General features: G+C 52.4%; 14 protein-coding genes. All 14 read right to left on the reverse strand.

What is annotated here, in order from left to right:
- Positions 1-96 precede the first annotated feature (96 nt).
- The 14 genes from PQG80_RS28185 to PQG80_RS28250 all read right to left on the reverse strand — a co-directional run bounded on the left by PQG80_RS28185 (position 97) and on the right by PQG80_RS28250 (position 18,739).
- On the reverse strand, positions 97-1,917 hold the full coding sequence (locus PQG80_RS28185; protein ID WP_271755170.1) for a polysaccharide biosynthesis protein: 1,821 nt from the start codon (positions 1,915-1,917) through the stop codon (positions 97-99).
- Positions 1,918-1,943: 26 nt separating this feature from the next.
- Positions 1,944-2,639, reverse strand: a complete 696-nt coding sequence (locus PQG80_RS28190; protein ID WP_271755171.1) for a CpsD/CapB family tyrosine-protein kinase — start codon at positions 2,637-2,639, stop codon at positions 1,944-1,946.
- Positions 2,620-3,399 carry a YveK family protein gene (locus PQG80_RS28195; RefSeq protein ID WP_271755172.1) on the reverse strand — a complete coding sequence of 260 codons (780 nt, stop codon included), beginning with the start codon at positions 3,397-3,399 and terminating at the stop codon, positions 2,620-2,622. The genes PQG80_RS28190 and PQG80_RS28195 overlap by 20 nt, the downstream gene beginning before the upstream one ends.
- A gap of 166 nt (positions 3,400-3,565) precedes the next feature.
- The gene (locus tag PQG80_RS28200; RefSeq protein ID WP_271755183.1) at positions 3,566-5,767 is read right to left on the reverse strand and encodes an S-layer homology domain-containing protein; all 2,202 of its coding nucleotides are present in this window, start codon (positions 5,765-5,767) and stop codon (positions 3,566-3,568) included.
- A gap of 93 nt (positions 5,768-5,860) precedes the next feature.
- A complete protein-coding gene (locus tag PQG80_RS28205; RefSeq protein ID WP_271755173.1) occupies positions 5,861-6,643 on the reverse strand; it encodes a tyrosine-protein phosphatase in 783 nt (260 codons plus the stop codon).
- A gap of 59 nt (positions 6,644-6,702) precedes the next feature.
- Complete coding sequence (locus tag PQG80_RS28210; protein ID WP_271755174.1) at positions 6,703-11,058, reverse strand: Ig-like domain-containing protein; 4,356 nt, start codon at positions 11,056-11,058, stop codon at positions 6,703-6,705.
- Positions 11,059-11,196: 138 nt separating this feature from the next.
- A complete protein-coding gene (metK, locus tag PQG80_RS28215) occupies positions 11,197-12,402 on the reverse strand; it encodes a methionine adenosyltransferase (protein WP_271755175.1) in 1,206 nt (401 codons plus the stop codon).
- 165 nt (positions 12,403-12,567) lie between these two features.
- Positions 12,568-12,843 carry an alpha/beta-type small acid-soluble spore protein gene (locus PQG80_RS28220; RefSeq protein ID WP_271755176.1) on the reverse strand — a complete coding sequence of 92 codons (276 nt, stop codon included), beginning with the start codon at positions 12,841-12,843 and terminating at the stop codon, positions 12,568-12,570.
- A gap of 113 nt (positions 12,844-12,956) precedes the next feature.
- On the reverse strand, positions 12,957-13,895 hold the full coding sequence (locus PQG80_RS28225) for a glycosyltransferase family 2 protein (RefSeq protein WP_271755177.1): 939 nt from the start codon (positions 13,893-13,895) through the stop codon (positions 12,957-12,959).
- Positions 13,896-13,916: 21 nt separating this feature from the next.
- Positions 13,917-14,774, reverse strand: coding sequence for a dTDP-4-dehydrorhamnose reductase (rfbD, locus tag PQG80_RS28230; protein ID WP_271755178.1), 858 nt, complete (start codon positions 14,772-14,774; stop codon positions 13,917-13,919).
- A 2-nt stretch (positions 14,775-14,776) separates the two neighbouring features.
- Positions 14,777-15,793, reverse strand: coding sequence for a dTDP-glucose 4,6-dehydratase (gene rfbB / locus PQG80_RS28235; RefSeq protein ID WP_271755179.1), 1,017 nt, complete (start codon positions 15,791-15,793; stop codon positions 14,777-14,779).
- A gap of 7 nt (positions 15,794-15,800) precedes the next feature.
- The gene (gene rfbC / locus PQG80_RS28240) at positions 15,801-16,358 is read right to left on the reverse strand and encodes a dTDP-4-dehydrorhamnose 3,5-epimerase (RefSeq protein ID WP_271755180.1); all 558 of its coding nucleotides are present in this window, start codon (positions 16,356-16,358) and stop codon (positions 15,801-15,803) included.
- Positions 16,359-16,380: 22 nt separating this feature from the next.
- Positions 16,381-17,124: a sugar phosphate nucleotidyltransferase gene (locus PQG80_RS28245; protein WP_271755181.1), complete on the reverse strand. Its 744-nt coding sequence runs from the start codon at positions 17,122-17,124 to the stop codon at positions 16,381-16,383.
- 595 nt (positions 17,125-17,719) lie between these two features.
- Positions 17,720-18,739, reverse strand: a complete 1,020-nt coding sequence (locus PQG80_RS28250; protein WP_271755182.1) for a glycosyltransferase family 2 protein — start codon at positions 18,737-18,739, stop codon at positions 17,720-17,722.
- Positions 18,740-18,760 lie beyond the last annotated feature (21 nt).

Here is an 18,760-nt window from a genome sequence, read left to right on the forward strand (position 1 = left end):
TTTAAACCACCTATTTAAAGACTCTATTTTATAATTTCAAATACTTCGTTTCTTAATAAACACTCTCAAATTAAAAGTTCGTTCATAGATAGATATTTAACTAACGCACTCAAACAACGGAACTAAATTTTCGATTGCTTCTTTTACATCTTTTTTCCCACCTAAAACGACTTGATTCAACCTTATTAATTCTGAGTTCATCTCACTTTTATCAATTATAGTAGGCTTCCCGATATAAATCCGCTCATGCTGCGTCTTCGAAGCGCCTTCCTCAGCCGTGAGCAACTCCTCGAACAGCTTCTCGCCCTCACGGATCCCGGTGAAGTGAATCGGAATATCAATGTAAGGTTCATAGCCTGAGAGGCGAATGAGATCCTCGGCCAGCTTGAGGATCTGGACCGGCTCGCCCATGTCGAGGATGAAAATCTCGCCGCCCTGGGAGATGGCACCGGCCTGGATCACGAGCTGCACGGCTTCCGGAATGGTCATGAAGTACCGAACCATCTGCGGATCAGTGACGGTGACGGGACCGCCACGGGCGATCTGGGTCTTGAAAGCAGGAATGACGCTGCCGCGGCTGCCGAGGACGTTGCCGAATCGGACGGAGGCAAACTTGGTATGAGATGACGCATTGAGGCTCTGCACATACATTTCTGCTATGCGTTTGGTCGCCCCCATGACGCTGGTCGGATTTACGGCTTTGTCGGAGGAGATCAGGACGAACCGCTCCGTACCGTATTTGTCTGCACAGTCTGCAACATTTTGCGTGCCGAATACGTTATTTTTTACGGCTTCCGCCGGGTTCTTCTCCATTAGAGGGACATGCTTGTGAGCGGCGGCGTGGAAAACGACCTGCGGACGATAAGCGTCGAATACTTCCTCCATACGCCTGCGGTCCTGGATATCCGCGATGATCGGCTCGTACAGCATGCCGGGATATTTATGTTTCAATTCCATCTCAATCGTGTAAATACTATTCTCGCCGTGTCCTAAGAGCAGAAGCTTGTCCGGTGCAAAGGACGCGACTTGGCGGCACAGTTCGGAACCGATGGATCCACCTGCTCCGGTGATGAGGACGACCTTGTTATGTACATAGTCTGCGATGCCTTGAAGGTCCGTATGAACCGGGTCACGGCCGAGCAGATCCTCGACGTCGACGTTGCGAATCGTGTTGACGGAGATCTTGCCTTTAATAAGATCATTCATACCGGGAATAATCTTGATCTTGACGCCGCATGCCATGCAGAGATTGATGATCTCCGAGACTTGGGAGCGCGGCACGGAAGGGATCGCGATGATGATCTCTCTGATCTTGAATACCTCTACCAGGGTAGCGAGATTGGCACGACCACCGAGAACCGGCAACCCGTGCATGGTGAGGTGATGCTTGTCCTTGGCATCGTCTATGAAGCCAATTAGTTTATGGTCCGCCATCGCGGCACCCTTGAACTCGCGGGCCACGAGCGCGCCGCAATCTCCTGCTCCGTAGATTAAGGTCGGGATACGCTGATCAATGCCTTTACCCTGCCGCAGGCGGATGACACGCCATATGACGCGAACACCGCCAACAAGGAGGAGACTTGTCTCCAGCGTCCGCACGGCGATGGACAGCGGCACCCGGAGATCCGAAACTAGGGTCGTGGCGAGGAATGATAACGCCCAACCGATGATGACGGCCACGCACATGGAGAACATCTCGGATACGCTGGCATACTGCCACATCTTGCGGTACATGCCAAAGTAAGCCATGCTCAGTCCGCACAAGACGGAAGAAATGGCACAGTACAAGAACATTTGGTTCGCGTATTGTTCAGGCGCTGGGCCTTCAAAGCGAAAGAAGTAGGCGCTGCATATGCTGAACCAAATGATAAGCAAATCCACGAAAAACAAGATCGCCATTTTTTTCTTGACTGCCATGTACGAAAGCCTCCGCCTTAATATCTTTATTTATTTTCCCCGTAGTAGTAATAGTAGTAGCCTTCGCTCTTCTTACGCTTGACGTTGTTCAGTACGACACCCAGAATCCGCGCGCCGACCTTGTCCAAGTTCGACTTGGCCTTCATCGCGATGTCCCGTTTCACCTTGCCTTGATCCAGGACAAGGATGTATCCGTCGCACTTGGTGGCCAGCACCTGAGCATCCGTCACGGCTAATAACGGTGGCGTGTCGATGAGGATCACATCGAATTGGCCTCTAAGTTGGTCGATCAAAGCGCTCATCCGCTTGGAAGCTAGCATTTCAGCGGGATTGGGCGGTATCGGACCGGAAGAGATGACGGACAGGTTCGGAACATCCGTCTGCTGGATGACATCGGCGATCTCCGACTGCTGAGAGAGCACGGAGGACAATCCTTTTCGATTCGTAAGATTAAAGGTATGGTGCTCGGTAGGCTTGCGAAGGTCGGCATCTATTAGCAGCGTCCTGCGTTCGGACTGGGCGTAAGTAATAGCCAAGTTCCCGATCGTGGTGGACTTCCCCTCTCCGGGACCCGCGGAGGTCACGGCAATGACTTGCATTCGCTCGTCTACGGATGAAAAGTCAATACTGGTGCGGAGCGAACGGTAAGATTCAGATACTGGGGACTTGGCATTCGTTAACGTGATGAGCGGACGCTTGCTGCTACTTGCCTGCTGAGACATGATTCAGTTCTCCCGTACTTTTGACTTGAGTAGGCTTTCCGGATGCGCCGACCTGATGCTCGTCGAAGTTCACCTTGGAGATGGAAGCCAGTACCGGCAGCTCCAGGTACTTCTCTACGTCCGACTCCGTCTTAATGCTGTCATCCAAATACTCGAGCAAAAACGCCACACCTACGGATAACATGAGCGAGACGATAAGGGCAATCGCGATGTTGAGCGGAATATTAGGCGAAATGGGGCCAGGGGTTTGCGCGGGTTCCAGCTTGGCATTGTTGAGGATGGATACGTTCTCTACGTTGAAAATACTCGGTATTTCCTGGCGGAAAATTTCGGATACGGCATTCGCGATCTCGGCAGCCTTTTTGTAAGACAGATCCGTTACGCCGACCGTCATGACCTGTGTGTTGTTAACCGAGCTCACTTTGATCTTGCCAGCCAATTGCTCAGAGGTCAGCTGCAGCTGGGGATATTGCTCCACAACCTTGTCAAGGATCGCCGGGGTCTTGATGATCTCTTTGTATGTCTCGATCATACGGATATTTGTATTCACCATATCGCTGTTGAGCTGAGGCTGACTCGCTATTGCCTGAGCGGATGTCTGATTGACGATAATCTTGGTGGAAGCTTGATAGATTGGATCTTTCACATAAATACTATATAGACCCGCGGCAACTGTCACGATCAGAACGATCCCGACAATCCACCATAGCCGCTTCCGTATAATCCGGAAGTAGTCTCTCAGGTCCAACTCATTAGTCACGCAAATTCCCTCCAAGTATGAGTTCCGTGTTGAAGCGCATTTATTCTATAATACCATAATTCGCCATAAGTTCCCTTACATAGACAACATCCTCCCCTCGGAACCAAGAGAGGAGGATGCGTCTATTCAGACAGAGAATCTAACTTCAGAATGCTAGGTCTACTAATTAAGCTTGCGGAGCTTGCGGCTTGAAGTTCAGTGCGCGGTAGATGATGACCGCAGCTTCAGCGCGCGTCGCGTTGTCGTTCGGCAGGAACTTGCCATTGGCGCCGATGATAATGTCGCTAGCGGCAGCCCATGCTACGCTCGAGCGGAACGCGGAGCCGATCTTGTTGGCATCCTTGAATACCGACAGTGCAGCTTCAACGTTGTCGATGTCTTTCAGATCTTGGGTCACCTTAAGTGCGCGGGCGATCATCGTGGCCATCTCGGCGCGCGTGATTGTCGCGTTCGGTGCGAACGTCGACGGCGACTTGCCGTTGATGATGCCTTGCTCAGCGGCTACCGCGATGTACGGCGCAGCCCAGTGGGACGCAGGTACGTCGGAGAACTTGGAAGACGTCGCCAGCTTGTTGTCCAGGTTGAGCGCCGTGATCAGGATCTTGGCAAACTCGGCGCGCGTGATCTTGTCCTGAGGAGCGAAGACACCGGCGGATTTGCCTTCAATCGCACCCTTGGCAGCTACGACTTGGATCTGGCGGCCAGCCCAGCCTTGAACCTTAGCGATGTCGTTGAAGGATACCTTGTTCTCGAATACGAAGTACTTGGAGAAGCTGTAGCGCTGCTCCACGATGTAATCGCCGTCGATCGTGCCACCTTGCGTCGATACCGTACCATCAGCTTCTACGCGGCCCGTGGTCAGCAATTCCTTGTCTACGCCAGTCAGGTTCTTGAGCGGCAGGCGCAGCTTGATCGGCTTGTTGAACTCGTCGACAGTCTTGCCGCCGACTTGAAGATCGAAGCCGTATACGTCGGATGCAACAGACTTGCCGTATACGCCGGAAGTGACGGAGGAAGCGGCATCGCCGGTCTCGATCGTCAGGCCAAGCGTGACGGCTTCAGTGAACGTGCCCGTAGGCAGCGTAGCGCTCAGCGCGCCGACCTTGATGGCAACGCCATCGGCCTTCGCGTCATTAGCCAGCGTCCACAGCTCTTGCGGGAGTACAACGGACGCGCCGGATTGCGTAATCGCGCCCAGGCTGATCGTGATCTCGCCGATGTCCAGACCGTCGGAAGAACCAACTGCGTCAGCAAGTGCCTTCTTCGCGTCTGCGACAGCCGTGATCAGCTTGGTGACGTCAGCTGCGGAGAGCGTCAGCGTCGCCTTGCCGTTCACGTTCTGTACTTGAGCGGAGAGATCGAGCGTCAGGATCTTCTCGATGACGTCGTTCGCCTTGGTAACGGCTTGGGCGATCAGCTTGTCCTTCTCTGCGCCAGTAGCGGCTGCGATCTGGCTCTTCAGGCCGGCAAGGTCTTGAACCAGTTGAGTAACGGATGGGCTAATGACGGTCGTGGGGCCGCCGCCAACGCCAGTACCAGGGTTGTACCCATAAGCGTCATATGCTTTTTCATATGCGACGAACAGCTCAACAGCAGCCGTGTCAAATACATCGGATCCAATCGCATCACGGAAGTTGCGGATGACATCAGCGAAGTCCTTACCGATTACGCCATTATCATTCAGCGCCTTCGCTACCGGAGACGTGCCATTCTTGATAAGCGAATTGAACAGGGAGTCAAAGAACGAATCCCGTGCATCCTGGCTGTTGGCAAGAGCAGCCACTTCTCCGATGGACATGCCGCGAAGCTTGGTAATAATCGCGCCCTGAACGCCGGTCGTGGCATCGAAGAAGAACGAATCCAAGTTGGCAAATGTCAAGGTAGGATCGATCTTATGGATTGCATCTTCCACGGCTTGGTCTTCGCGAAGTCCGTCGATGATAGCCGTATTTTGATTGAACATAAACTTAATCAAGCCGGCAACCAGGTTGTCGAATGCCTGACGATCAGCGCTGTCCTCGTCGCCAAGATTAAGCTTGCCTACGACAGGGTCAGCGATGTTGTATACGGTATCCCTAACTGTGAAAGGATCCGCTGCGTATACCGTGTATGTAACGCTAGCTACGCTATGCCCGCCTTCTCCTTGCAGGTATACGGCGTCTGCCACGCTGCTAGGATATACGGAACCGCTAACAGACAGTTGAGCGCTAATCTTCTCAGCCCACGAAGCAAGGCTAGAAGAATCCGCCGCATAAGCTACGCTAATGCCCAGCTTCTCCGCAAGTCCCTTGCTGCTAAGCGGAAGTCCCGCCAGTGCCGTAAACGTCAAGCTAGCCGCAACTGTACCGGCCAAAATCTTTTTCTTCATTGCCAAGAATCTCACCTCTACCATTTTTTTGTTTTAAGAATGTTAAAAATTACTGACCTTAACTAGTATTCTACCTAATACTTAGTAGGCGGGTCAACTTTTCCTGAGAATTTTTGCGAGCTTCACCCAAATAGTCTCATTTTGGGCAATCGGAGGATGCGACACAATGTCCCTATTATACAATATAGCCTCCGCATTTTTTCTAAAGAAAAGCTCAAAATTGTCGCCTAGCAAACGATTCACTTGGCGGTAACTCTCTTGGAGTAGAAATCCTCGCTTGGACACGTGATGCGCGTCGGAAGATACGAGATGAATCAGACCGCTGCGACATAGTTTCCAAGAGGCCTGTTCGATACGCTTGCCGAAGGCGCCTAGTAGCGAATGCGTCGTCACTTGGCCGTAGGCGCCGGCAGCGACGAGCTCGGCCATACGCTCGGGATGGCTGACGATCTCGGCGTTGCGCTCGGGATGCGCGATGATCGGCGAGAGATTCATCAGCTTGAGCTCGTGAAGCAACTCTAGTACGCCACGCGGGATCCTGGAAGTAGGAAGTTCGATGAGTATGTGTCGTGATCCGGCCAGGGTCAGGAGGTCCCCTCTTGCCCAAGCGTCCAGCAGATCGTCGTGTACTCGGATCTCCTGTCCCGCTTGCACGGTCAGCGCGATGCCTTCGGCTGCCAATCGTTCATTCATGGCCTGCACTGCATGCGAGATCGTCCGTGCATCGTTGTGATACTCGCCATTGGCATGATGAGGCGTCGCGATGATTGTCTCGATCCCTTCAGCTACGGCTGCGCGCGCCAATGCCAATGCATCTCCCCAATCTTGCGCGCCGTCATCTAGCGCAGGCAAGATATGGGAATGTATATCAATCATGAACCTTTACCCACTTTCGACAAAAATGTAACAGGGGCGCCAGGGCGCCCCCGTCTATTTTACAACAACTCTACGTACTCAAGGAACCGCTTGACGATAACCGCCGCCTGCGCGCGCGTCGCGTTGTCCTTGGGCCGCAGCTCCGTCGTCGTCACGCCCTTGATGAGTCCCGTCTTGACGGTCGCCACGACGGCGTCCTTCGCCCAGGCGCTTACCTTCGTGCGGTCCTTGAACCCGTTGATCTCCGAACCGGTGACCGTCGGCATCACGCCTACATACGACATGGCCCTCAGCATCATCGTAGCCATCTCTTCGCGCGTAATCGTGGCATTCGGCCGGAACTTACCGTCCGTCCCGCCTTGCACGATGCTCGCTTTCACCGCCGCGCCGATGTATGCAGCCGATGCCCCCACGCCCCCGACGTCGGAGAACCGCGCGGCCGAGGCCGAGCTGCCGTTCAATCCCAGGCCACGCACGATAAACTCGGCGAACTCCGCACGCGTGATCTTGCGCTCCGGCGCAAAGGCAGAGTTCGTGCTGCCCTTCACGATGAACTTGGAGGCCAGCGAAGCGACATCCGCGCCTGCCCAATGCTTGGTCATATCGCTGAATAGCGTGATCGGCTTCGCTACGACCGCGTAGACGCTATTATTCTTGCGCATGAAGTCCACCCGCAGCGTAGAGCCGCTAACGACCGCCTTGGTAGGCACGTAGACGATCTCGCCCGAATCTCCGTCGAGCCTGACGACTGCCGCATCGGAAGCGGAAGCGCTCGAGGCGGGCAGCAGGAACGTCCTGGTCACGTACGTGCTATACTCGTCGATCGTCCGCTCGCTGCCGCCTACCTCGATCGATGCCGTGAAGTCGGCAGCCGGCGATTGCGCTTGAACGCCCTTCGCGTTCAGTGCGGAGGCCAGCGAGGTATTCGACAGCTTCTCGATCTTAAGCACCAAGTAGGCGCTGGTCATGTCTCCGCCGCTTGTCTGCACTTCCTTGCTGTAATTGATCGCCTTGAGCGGGAGGCTGAAGAGCAGATCGCCATAGTCCAGCCGGAAGACGGCGGACGCATTCTGCGTGACCGCGCCGGCCAGCGCCATCATCGGAATGGCGACGATCGCGCCTGCTTCGCTCTGCGGCACGCTGAACGAGAGCTGCGGCAGGCTCACCGTGCCGGCGTTCTGCGCCGTGGACACTGCCGAGTAGGCCATGGTTACTTTGTCGCGGTCCAAGTTGTAGCGTACGGCCGTCTTGCCCGACGAGGTCTGGCTCGCTGCCTTGGCGGCCGTCGTCTGGTTCAGCAGCAGTCCGCCCGCGCCGTCCAGCGTCAGATAGTCCGGCAAACCCGCGGCAGCCGACGTGCTGTTAGTAACGGCCCGGTCGCTGAATGCCGCCATGACTTGACCGGTGGCGTCCTTGAGCGCATTGCCGGCGGTCGCATAGCTGACGATGACGGCTTTGCCCGATGCGACTGGCGCCGTCAATGTCAATATAACTTGAGAGCCGCTGACGCTGACATTGCTGATGCCATACAATCCGCCGTCCGAATTCTTGACGGTATACTGTGCTATATACGGAACCGTAGACGGATTAAGGACCGCGGAATATTGAATCGTCAGCGCGCTCCCGCTTACGGTCAGGCTCGTCAGCACAGCTGCCGCCGTCGATCCCGCAGTAATCGAGTATCCTGTGAACAGCGAAGCCGCGTTGCCCGCCAGGTCTTTGATCGGCGTCGAACCCGGAATATAAGTGACGGTGACCGTCTGGTTCGGCATGACGGTAGAGGCCAGCGTCAGCGTAACGGTATTGTTGTTCACCGCGACGCCCGTGATCTCAGCGGCCGAACCCCCGACTAGGACGGAGAAGCTGGACTTGGGCGGTACGGACGAGGTCAGCAGTCCCTCGTTGTACGAGAGCACCACCGAATTGCCCGTCACCGTAGCGCCGGTGAGCGATGGGGGCGTCGTATCGTTCGCGTTTTGCAAATAGAAGTCGCTGAACGCCGCCGTCTCGTTGCCCGACAGGTCCGTGAGCTTGTAGCTGCCGGGCGAATAGCTGACCGATACCGATTGGCTGCCCGTAATGGTGCTGTACAGGGCGAACGTGACGTTGGCGCCGCTGGATGAGATCGACGCGATGCTCTGCGCCGTCCCGTTCACCTTCACGATGAATTGGCTCGCCGCCGAAGACGACACCGATGCCAGCGTCTTGTTGAACGTCAAGGTCACGATGCTGCCGGACACCATGCCGCTCGACGGACGCGGCAGCGTCGTATCGGCCGTGTTAGCGACGTTCGTAGCATTGAAGGCTGCGGCGGCATTGCCCGACAGGTCCTTCAGCGTTACGGCGCCCAGCGTATAGGACACCTTGACGCTCTGCCCCACCGTTACGCCGGACTGCAGCGTCAGGCGCACCTGCGCGCCTTTGACCGAGATCGCGTTGACCTGCCGCGGAACGTCGTTAACGGTCACGTAATAGTTGGATGCGTACGGAATCGATGCTTCATCCAGCGCCTCGTTGTACGTGAGGAGCACGATCGCCGCGCTGTCCATCGTCGCGCTCGAGACGCCCGGCGCCGTCGTGTCCGTGCCGATCGTCTGGAACGTCCAACGGTAATCGTTCAGAATGCCTGGGTACGCGTTGCCGGCCAGGTCCGTGATGGCGTTGGCGGGAACATTCACGATATAGCGGGAAGCCTCGGCAAAATTAGCGCTTGGCGTTAACGTCACGATGCGAGGATCCAGACCGTCGATCGTTAGCGCAAGCGGGATCTTCACGCCGACATTGCTCGCGAGAATGGCGCTGGCGGTCACGCTGCCCGAGGCGAGCCGTACCGGCTCGCTGAAGGTCATGCGCAGCACGGCGCCCGGACGTACGCTGTTCAGCAGCGGAGCGGGATCCGTGGAGACGAGCTCAGGCGGCGTGCTGTCCGAGGCCACGCGGAATCGCCAGCTCGTCAAGTCGGAAGTGCCAATTCCCAAGTAATAGTTGCCGGATAGATCTGCGAATGCCATCGTGCCGATCTGCACGGCATAAGCGGTGTTAGGGGACATCGGGGCGCAGGGCTTGATCGAGATCGTCGCCGTGCCGCCGCCCGTGACTGCGATGGAGGTGACCGGGATCGAGCAGAAAACCGCGTTGGTGTCGGCATTGCGAATGACGACATTGCCGGAACCGGGCACCACAGGCTCGTTGAATTGGATACTGAGCGATCCCGAGATATCCGCGGTCGCCCCGCCGGAAGCGGGAGCAAGCGCTGCGACCGTAGGCCGCGTCGTATCGGCGGATGCCATGGTCGAGAAGCTCCATGCGGAGGGATCGACGATGCCTTCATAGGAGGCTCCGCCCGTAGTCATCAAGGTGCCGGGATCGATGAGCACATAGTATGACGTGTTGCGCGCGAGCGCTTGCGCCATCTGGAGGTTCACGGTCGCTCCGTTAATCACGATTTGGCTCGAGGTCGCAGGGATGATGTCCACGATCTCATTGTTCGATACCTTTTTGACCGTAATATTCCCTGCCGTCCCCTTCCTCATCCCCGTCTGGAATTGAAGCTGCAGCGTGATGGGCGAATCTCCGTTCACGCCTGCCGCGCCGCGGGCCGGGTATACGAATTGCGGAGCGGCCACATCGGAAGCCGTAGTCGAGAACGACCATATGTAGGGGCCGGAAATGCCTGCATACTTATTGCCGACGGCGTCGACGAACGCGCCATTGTCGATGAGTACGTCGTACTGCGTGCTTGCGGAAAGTCGCGTCGGCGGCTGGATGCGAATAACGCTCGTGCCGGAGCCGGTCACGGCAGAAGACAGCACCGAGACGACCTGCGCGTCCTGCGTATCGCGGCGCACGATCTGAATGCTGCCGGACGCGGCTTGCACCGCTTCGTTAAACGTGAGGGTCAGTGCCCCGGTGGAAGGCATCATGCCGCCGCTCTGCGAAGGTGAAAAGGTGACGACTGCAGGGGGCGTCGTATCCGCGGCCACGACATGGAAATTCCACGCGGTCGCATCCGTGATGCCGCCGAAGTACCCGCTGCCTCCGATGAAGGCGCCGGGCGTGATCTGAACGTAGTAATCCAAGCCGGCTTGGAGCTTGCCCGCTTCCGGCAGAATGTTCAACTGATGATTGGGGCTAATCTGAACGTGCGCCATATCGGAGGCCACATCGTAGCTGGCTACCGTATTGTTGGAGGCGACTTCCTTGATCAATACGGAACCCGCAGTGCCGCGCGAGACCGGCTCGTCAAATGTAACGGACAGCTGCGCATTGGCCGGCACCACCGGATTGTTGTCCGAGGGCTGAAGCGCGACCGCCACGGGACCGCCGCTGGCCGCCGCAGCGTCGCCCATCGCGCAGAATGTCTGGGCTAGGAGCGTGAGCAATAAGAGAACGGGAATAAAACGTAGACGCTGCAATTGCAATTCCTCCAGATCTTAAAGGCATACTGTACTGTATATGTCGGCTCCTGGAAGGAGGAAATTAAGGTCCAACGCAAAAACCGCCTCCGCGGATCTGCATCCGTGGAGGCGGCGAGTCAAGACCGTATGATGATATTAAGCCCAGGCGCCGGACTTCAGCAGTTCAACCTTGTCCGTACGCTCCCACGGCACGTCGATATCCGTGCGGCCGAAGTGGCCGTAAGCGGCGGTCTGCTTGTAGATCGGACGGCGCAGATCGAGCATCTTGATGATGCCGGCCGGACGCAGGTCGAAGTTCTCGCGGATCAGGTCGACGAGCTTGTCTTCGGCGATCTTGCCCGTGCCGTAGGTGTCGACGTTGATGGAGACCGGGTTCGCCACGCCGATCGCATAAGCGAGCTGGATCTCGCACTTGTCGGCGAGTCCGGCGGCGACGATGTTCTTGGCGACGTAACGAGCTGCGTATGCAGCCGAGCGGTCGACCTTCGTCGGGTCCTTGCCGGAGAACGCGCCGCCGCCATGGCGAGCGTAGCCGCCGTAGGTGTCGACGATGATCTTGCGGCCGGTGAGGCCTGCGTCGCCTTGCGGACCGCCGATGACAAAGCGTCCCGTCGGGTTGATGAAGAACTTGGTCTCGGCGTCGAGCCACTCCTCCGGTACGACAGGCAGGATGACATGCTTCTTGATATCCGATTGAATCTGGTCGAGCGGGATCTCTTCGGCATGTTGGGTCGAGATGACGATCGTGTCCACGCGGACGGGTTTGCCGTCGATGTATTCGATCGTGACTTGCGTCTTGCCGTCCGGTCGCAGATAACCGAGCGTCTCGTTCTTGCGCACTTCGGACAGACGGCGCGACAGGCGGTGAGCCAGCGCGATCGGCAGCGGCATGAGCTCGGGCGTCTCGTTGGTCGCAAAGCCGAACATCAGGCCTTGGTCGCCGGCGCCGATGTCGGCGTTCTCGACGAGCACGTCCTTGCCGTCGCGGCTCTCGATGGCTGCGTTAACGCCTTGGGCGATGTCTGCCGACTGCTCGTTGAGCGACGTCAGGACTGCGCAGGTCGTAGAGTCGAAGCCGTATTTAGCGCGGGTATAACCGATCTCGCGGATCGTCTTGCGGGCGATCGACGAGATGTCGATGAAGTCCGCGGAGCTGGAGATCTCGCCGATGACGAGTACGAGACCCGTAGCGACGGATACTTCGCAGGCGACGCGCGCATATGGATCAGCCGCAAGGAATGCGTCGAGCACCGCGTCTGAGATTTGATCGCAAATTTTGTCCGGATGGCCTTCCGTGACCGATTCGGACGTGAAGAGATGCCGGCCCTTAATCGTCGACAATATCTTCAACCTCCCCTACACAAAAAATGAACCTTTTCCGGTAGGAAAAGGTTGTCAGACAGACCTTCTGAATAATGATACCGGAATTGTCGAGGGGTGTCAATGAGCGGGAGAAGCGTTCAACTTCCTGTCGATCGGACGTTCGTCGCGCCGCAGATCGAACCTTTAGACCAACGTCTGCTGCGCTTGCTGAACCAGCCGCTTCGTTACGCCGCCGCCGACCGAACCCGCTTCCCGCGACGTCAGATTGCCCAGATACTGTGCCCCGCCGCCGCCCGCGGAGAACGTTCCAAGTTCGCCCGCGAACTCCGAATCCCCAGCGCCAGCTGCACCGCCGTATTGACCAAAGTTGACGCCAAGCTCCGATGCGATCTCATACTTCATTGCGTCCAGTGCCTTCGAGCTCTCCGGTACCAGTTTGCGATTGCGTCTGTTTGCCATCGTCATGCACCTCCATTGAATTTGACACACCTAGTATGACCAGGTCCGCTTCGCAGGAGGCGTATGAGTTAATGGGAGCGGGGGAAAATAAAGGCGTAAAGATAGCGCCTCCCCTACTTGCGCATTAGCTCCATTTGTTTCAACACACGTCGTTTACGAACAGCATTCATTATGTTGTTCCATGATGCTGCCCAAGCGCCTAGCACACGTGGGTCCCTAAATAAATAGTAAGCGTTAAAAGCAGCTTCGTGCAAAACAAAAGCCGGGAGCTTTAAAAAAGCTCTGCGGGAGAATCGCGCATTTTTAATAAGCATGAGATAGCGATTGATATAAGAATGCCTCCGAATCGATAACGGCATCTTCTTTCGCTGGGCCCCCGATTGCCATTGTCTGACGTGTAACGCTTGCGCTGTCGGTTCATACCAGGATTGCCACCCTAAGTTCCCCGCTCGCCAAGCGACATCTACATCTTCTTTATAAGCAAAGAAATCCTCGTCAAAAAATTGGCCTTCAATCGAAATGTCATCAATCAAACGTCGCGCGTACATGCCTGCCGCACCCGAAACGCCAAAAACATCCTCTGCGGACCCATAGTTTGACACAGGTTCTCCTGCGCCACGATCCCAGGCTCTGCGGGCCCAATTCACCGCTATACCTGCAGAATCCATACGATGGGGGGCATCAGACAATTTAAGGCATCCGGTCGCACTTCCGATGGACGGCGACTCTTCCATCACCTTGACAAGCCGAGAAATATAATCGCGGTCGAGCACTACGTCTGCGTTGAGCGTTAAAATATAATCGGTATCCTTCGCTTCCGCGATCGCTTGGTTTTGCCCACCGGCAAAGCCGTTGTTTACTTCGTTAATAATCAACTTCGCAGGGTATGCATGTTGACTAATCAATTTAACAGTACGATCTACTGATGCATTATCAACGATTACGGTTCGAATTGACGGCCAAGTTTGCCTGCTCAAGTGACTCAGGCAGTTTTCGATGTATTTTTCACTGTTGAAAGTCACGATACATACAGCAACAATTGGCGCGGACATGATCGTTGCCCCTTCATCTACCTATCCTTGTAATTCTTTTAAAAAGGTCTGTAGCGATTCCCGCCATGGCGGGAACTCTTTAAAACCATTTTGCCGAATGGCCGAATGGTCCATAACAGAATACAGCGGCCTTGGAGCAGGTCGGGGAAATTCGTCCGTTGTACACGGAGTGAGCTCGATCTGTTTGCCGCTTTCTTCAAATATAGCCTTGGCAAATTCGTACCAGCTGCATGTTCCTGCATTAGAAGCATGATAAATTCCATATGCTTCAGTCTTGACCAGACTTATGAGGAAATGTCCAAGATCCCGGGTACATGTCGGCGAGCCTACTTGATCATGAACAACAGACAATTCTTTACGTTCATGCGCCAACTTCAGCATCGTTTTAACAAAGTTATTGCCATGCTTTCCGTAGACCCAAGAAGTCCGCACGATGAACCACTTGTCGCATAACGATTGAAGAAGAATTTCGCCTGCTCGCTTGGATTTGCCGTAGACCGACTGCGGATTGGTATTGTCATATTCGTTATAGGGCCTGTTGCCGGTACCGTCGAAGACATAATCTGTGCTGACGTAACAAAGTTTGGCCGACGCTTCCCGAGCTGCAATCGCCAGGTTGCGAGTTCCGAGTGCATTTACTTTGTAGGCTTCATCCGGCTCAAATTCGGCTTTGTCTACAGCAGTATATGCTCCGGCATGAATGATCGCAGTCGGCCGATAGGCCTCCAAAACCTTCCGGGCCATCGCCAAGTTCGTTACATCCAACTGATGACGATCAAGGCCGACGATTATCAAATCCTCATCTTCGATGCGAACGACTTCCATCCCCAGTTGCCCGTTCGCGCCGGTCACAAGTATTGTCGGTTTTTGTTCCGGCATTGTCAGCCTCCCAGCCTATCGCCGTATTGCTTGTCATAATATCGCTGATACGCGCCGGATCGAATCTGATTCATCCATTCTTGATTAGAAAGATACCAGCGGATTGTCTCACGGATGCCGGACTCATAGTGGAATTTCGGATTCCATCCGAGCTCCCTCCGAATTTTTGTTGCGTCAATCCCATAGCGACGGTCATGCCCGAGTCGATCTTCTACGTATTGAATCAATGACTCGGACTTGCCGAGTTCCTCGACAATGGTCTTGACGACATGAATATTGGAGCGCTCATTATTACCGCCGATGTTATAGACTTCTCCGCTAATTCCCTTGCGAACCACGAGATCAATTGCACTGCAATGATCCTCGACATAGAGCCAATCGCGCACGTTGAATCCGTCACCATATACGGGGAGCGGCTTGTCGGCTAGCGCGTTTTGAATCATAAGCGGAATCAACTTCTCTGGGAACTGATAAGGCCCGTAGTTATTCGAACACCTTGTTATATTGACATTTAAGCCGAACGTCTCATGATAAGCGCGAACGAGCAGATCCGAACCCGCCTTACTGGCGGAGTATGGACTGTTTGGCGCAAGCGGTGTCTCTTCCGTGAAAAGCCCAGTCTCTCCTAGCGTACCATACACCTCGTCGGTGGAAACGTGAACGAATTTACTAACTTTGTATTCTTTAGCAAGCTGTAACAGCGTTTGCGTACCCAGCACATTCGTTCGAACAAAGACGTCCGGCTCTAAAATGCTGCGATCCACATGTGATTCCGCCGCAAAGTGTATGACAACATCCACGCCGTCCTCGAATACTGGTACTAGCGCGGAGCGGTCAGAAATATCTGTTTTAACAAAACGATAATTCGTATTACCCTCCACATCAGAAAGACTTTCCAAGTTGCCGGCATAAGTGAGAGCATCTATATTAATCACTTGGTCGTTAGGACAATTTCGCATAATATAATGAATGAAGTTGCTGCCGATAAATCCGGCCCCTCCCGTTACCAGCAATCTCATTTTTCGTTCACCCTTCGTAGATGAAGTTAGACTCTGCTTGGGCTAATACAGGATGTCTCGAGTCCTTATCCGATAATACAGGCTTAAACGTAGGCCAATCAATACCAAGTGACGGATCGTCCCATGCTATGCCGCGATCATAATCAGGCGAATACAGTTCATCCACTTTATAAAGCACTTCGGTATCCGGTACGATTGTACAAAAACCATGAGCAAAGCCTTTTGGAACAAGCAACTGCCGTTTGTTAGCGGCGGAAAGGATAAAGCCCTGCCATTGTCCAAATGTAGGCGATCCATGCCTGATATCAACCACTACATCATATATAGCTCCTACTGCGACACGAACCAGCTTCGTTTGCGCTCTAGGATTCAACTGATAATGCAACCCTCGAAGTACTTCAGCTTCATTTGACAAAGAGTGGTTGTCTTGTACAAACTCAATTAGTAATCCATTTTCCGTAAATAACTTCTTGTTGTATGATTCCATAAAAATGCCTCGGTCATCGCCAAAAACTGTAGGAATAATCAGTTTTACCCCCGCAAGCTTGGTCTCCATTACGTTCATAATCCTCTTCCTCTTTCCACTTTTACAGTTTGAGCTTTCCGAACTCTTCTCCAAATAGTACATCCTTTGCGAGTTCGTTAGCACGTGTAAGAGAAGCGTGAGTTCCTGCATCTGTCCACCAACCTTGCAGGACATCATAACCGAGTTGGTCTAAGGATATATAGCTATTATTAACGTCTGTGATCTCCAGTTCTCCACGTTCAGACGGCTTAAGTGATCTTATGATATCGAAAACTCGAGCATCGAACATATATATGCCGGTTACTGCGTAATTGCTCTTCGGGTAATGTGGCTTTTCCTGGATTGACACAATGCGGCTTCCATTTAACTCTGGCACCCCATATCGCTTAGGATCAGGCACTTCTTGTATTAGGATTTTTGCGCCCTTCCCCATTTGCCGAAACGATTCCACATAAGGCGTAATGCTATTGGAAAAGACATTGTCCCCTAGAATAACAACCATAGGTTCGTTATTGACAAAGTCTTCTGCAAGTCCTAGCGCTTGGGCAATTCCTCCAGCTTCATCTTGCACTTTGTACGTAAAGGTGACGCCCATCTCACTTCCACTACCTAGAAGATTTACTACATCTCCCATATGTTCCTTACCAGTTACAATTAATATATCAGTAATTAAAGCTTCCTTAAGTTTGGCAACTGCATGGAAAATCATCGGATACTTACCAACCGGAAGTAAGTGTTTGTTAGTGACCTTTGTAAGCGGGAATAAGCGAGAACCTGTGCCTCCCGCCAAAATAACACCCTTCATTTTAGAAATCCCCTTACTTTTTATAAAAACATTAATAAATGTAGCTTTCCCTAAATCCAAGTAAACATTACGGAGGCGCCACTGCCCTGAATAATAGACATAAATGGCATTAGTTCGAATCGATATCTCAATTGAATTTCAATAATGAAATGAATAAGAATATAACCAAGAATAACAAGTAAAAGAGTAAAACTTCCACTCTTGTCTTCTTGTTTTGAATAATAAAAATGGTTCCAATAATTGAAAAGAGTGTTCTAGTGAGGAACATACTACGCTCTAACCTTTGCAACTTATCGTTGATACTTGCTTTATCTAACGCACCTAAACTCCAAAACGATGAGTTATCAACATCTCCCCACATTATTTTATATTTATCGACAAACAAATTAAGCAATTTTGATTTGTCAGCAATTCTATCTACTATTAGATCCTTTTCAACCGATTTTCTTTGGTCTCCCAGGGGGAAGCTAAAGACTAATTCGGCATCTTTGCTGGAATACTGACCTTTTGTTTCATAGTTAAGGCCAGTTAAAATTTCCAGTTAGAATCTCAGTTTCCTAATGGATATTTCGAAATTCCAATGAGCATAAATCACTTATTTTTCTCTCCTTATGCTAATTTCAAACAGATATCTTTTAAGCTTTATTAAAAGATAACAGAACCAAGGCAGCCCCATAAGTATTAACCACCATAGATTTCTCATGGCCCCCTGACTCGGAAACTTTAATTTAATTTTGATGACTGTGTTGATATGCTTAATACTTGAGGCTGAAACTTTAATGTGAATCTGTTCAAATTGCTTAACTTCATCAAAGTCTTTATAGTTTAATAAATATTCAGAAAAACGATTTAAATAATTAGCTTTTTCAAGCAATAAATGCTTTCTTTCTTCAAGAAACCCTCTGTAGGTTTTCGATTGATAAATAGCAATATTTCTAGCCCTAGCGCCAACTAAATTCCTCTCATGTTGACGATAATTTACTAACGGCTCATTAATAAAGTGAACTCCGCCTCTTAACGACGCTATTAAAGCAATCCAAGAATCATGCATTTTTGCTTCTGAAGGAAATGGTAGTATGTCTTTTATAATTTCGCTGCTTGCTAAAATAGTACATCCCGTTATAATATTTTGTACCAAAAGCGTCTTCCAAGGAGAGCCACTAACCGGAATCAATCCCATAAAACCCCAAAAGGACGGATGGATCTCATTCGCGTTTTTATCCACAAGCTTTAAATCTGAATAAACAAGTATTCCCTTTACATTTTGAATTTTCTCTAGTGATTTTTCGATTTTCCTCTCCAACCATATATCATCTTGATCACATAGCATAAAATATTTTGATTGGCACCTGGAGAGTAAGAACTCAAAGTTTTTGATTACTCCTAAGTTCCGCGATTGAAAAAACAGTGTTATCCTCGGGTCACGTCTAGAATATTCATTTAATATTTCTCTGGTATTATCTGTTGAACAATCATCAGAAATAAGAAGTGAGAAGTGAGAATAACTCTGATTCAAAACACTTTCTATTTGCTCCCTAAGAAAATCTGCCCCATTATATGTAGCCATTAAGATATCTATTTTGGAAGAAGGACTATTATACAGTGTATTATTCATAACTTATCCCCAACATATGAC

The sequence above is a fragment of the Cohnella rhizoplanae genome (genome assembly GCF_948329515.1).
GTDB lineage: Bacteria > Bacillota > Bacilli > Paenibacillales > Paenibacillaceae > Cohnella > Cohnella rhizoplanae.

Excerpts from the sequence above, each read along its gene's own strand:
- PQG80_RS28185 (WP_271755170.1), bottom strand. The coding sequence starts at position 1,917 with ATGGCAGTCAAGAAAAAAATGGCGATCTTGTTTTTCGTGGATTTGCTT.
- PQG80_RS28190 (WP_271755171.1), bottom strand. The coding sequence starts at position 2,639 with ATGTCTCAGCAGGCAAGTAGCAGCAAGCGTCCGCTCATCACGTTAACG.
- PQG80_RS28200 (WP_271755183.1), bottom strand. The coding sequence starts at position 5,767 with ATGAAGAAAAAGATTTTGGCCGGTACAGTTGCGGCTAGCTTGACGTTT.
- PQG80_RS28205 (WP_271755173.1), bottom strand. The coding sequence starts at position 6,643 with ATGATTGATATACATTCCCATATCTTGCCTGCGCTAGATGACGGCGCG.
- PQG80_RS28220 (WP_271755176.1), bottom strand. The coding sequence starts at position 12,843 with ATGGCAAACAGACGCAATCGCAAACTGGTACCGGAGAGCTCGAAGGCA.
- PQG80_RS28225 (WP_271755177.1), bottom strand. The coding sequence starts at position 13,895 with ATGTCCGCGCCAATTGTTGCTGTATGTATCGTGACTTTCAACAGTGAA.
- rfbD (WP_271755178.1), bottom strand. The coding sequence starts at position 14,774 with ATGCCGGAACAAAAACCGACAATACTTGTGACCGGCGCGAACGGGCAA.
- rfbB (WP_271755179.1), bottom strand. The coding sequence starts at position 15,793 with ATGAGATTGCTGGTAACGGGAGGGGCCGGATTTATCGGCAGCAACTTC.
- rfbC (WP_271755180.1), bottom strand. The coding sequence starts at position 16,358 with ATGAACGTAATGGAGACCAAGCTTGCGGGGGTAAAACTGATTATTCCT.
- PQG80_RS28245 (WP_271755181.1), bottom strand. The coding sequence starts at position 17,124 with ATGAAGGGTGTTATTTTGGCGGGAGGCACAGGTTCTCGCTTATTCCCG.
- PQG80_RS28250 (WP_271755182.1), bottom strand. The coding sequence starts at position 18,739 with ATGAATAATACACTGTATAATAGTCCTTCTTCCAAAATAGATATCTTA.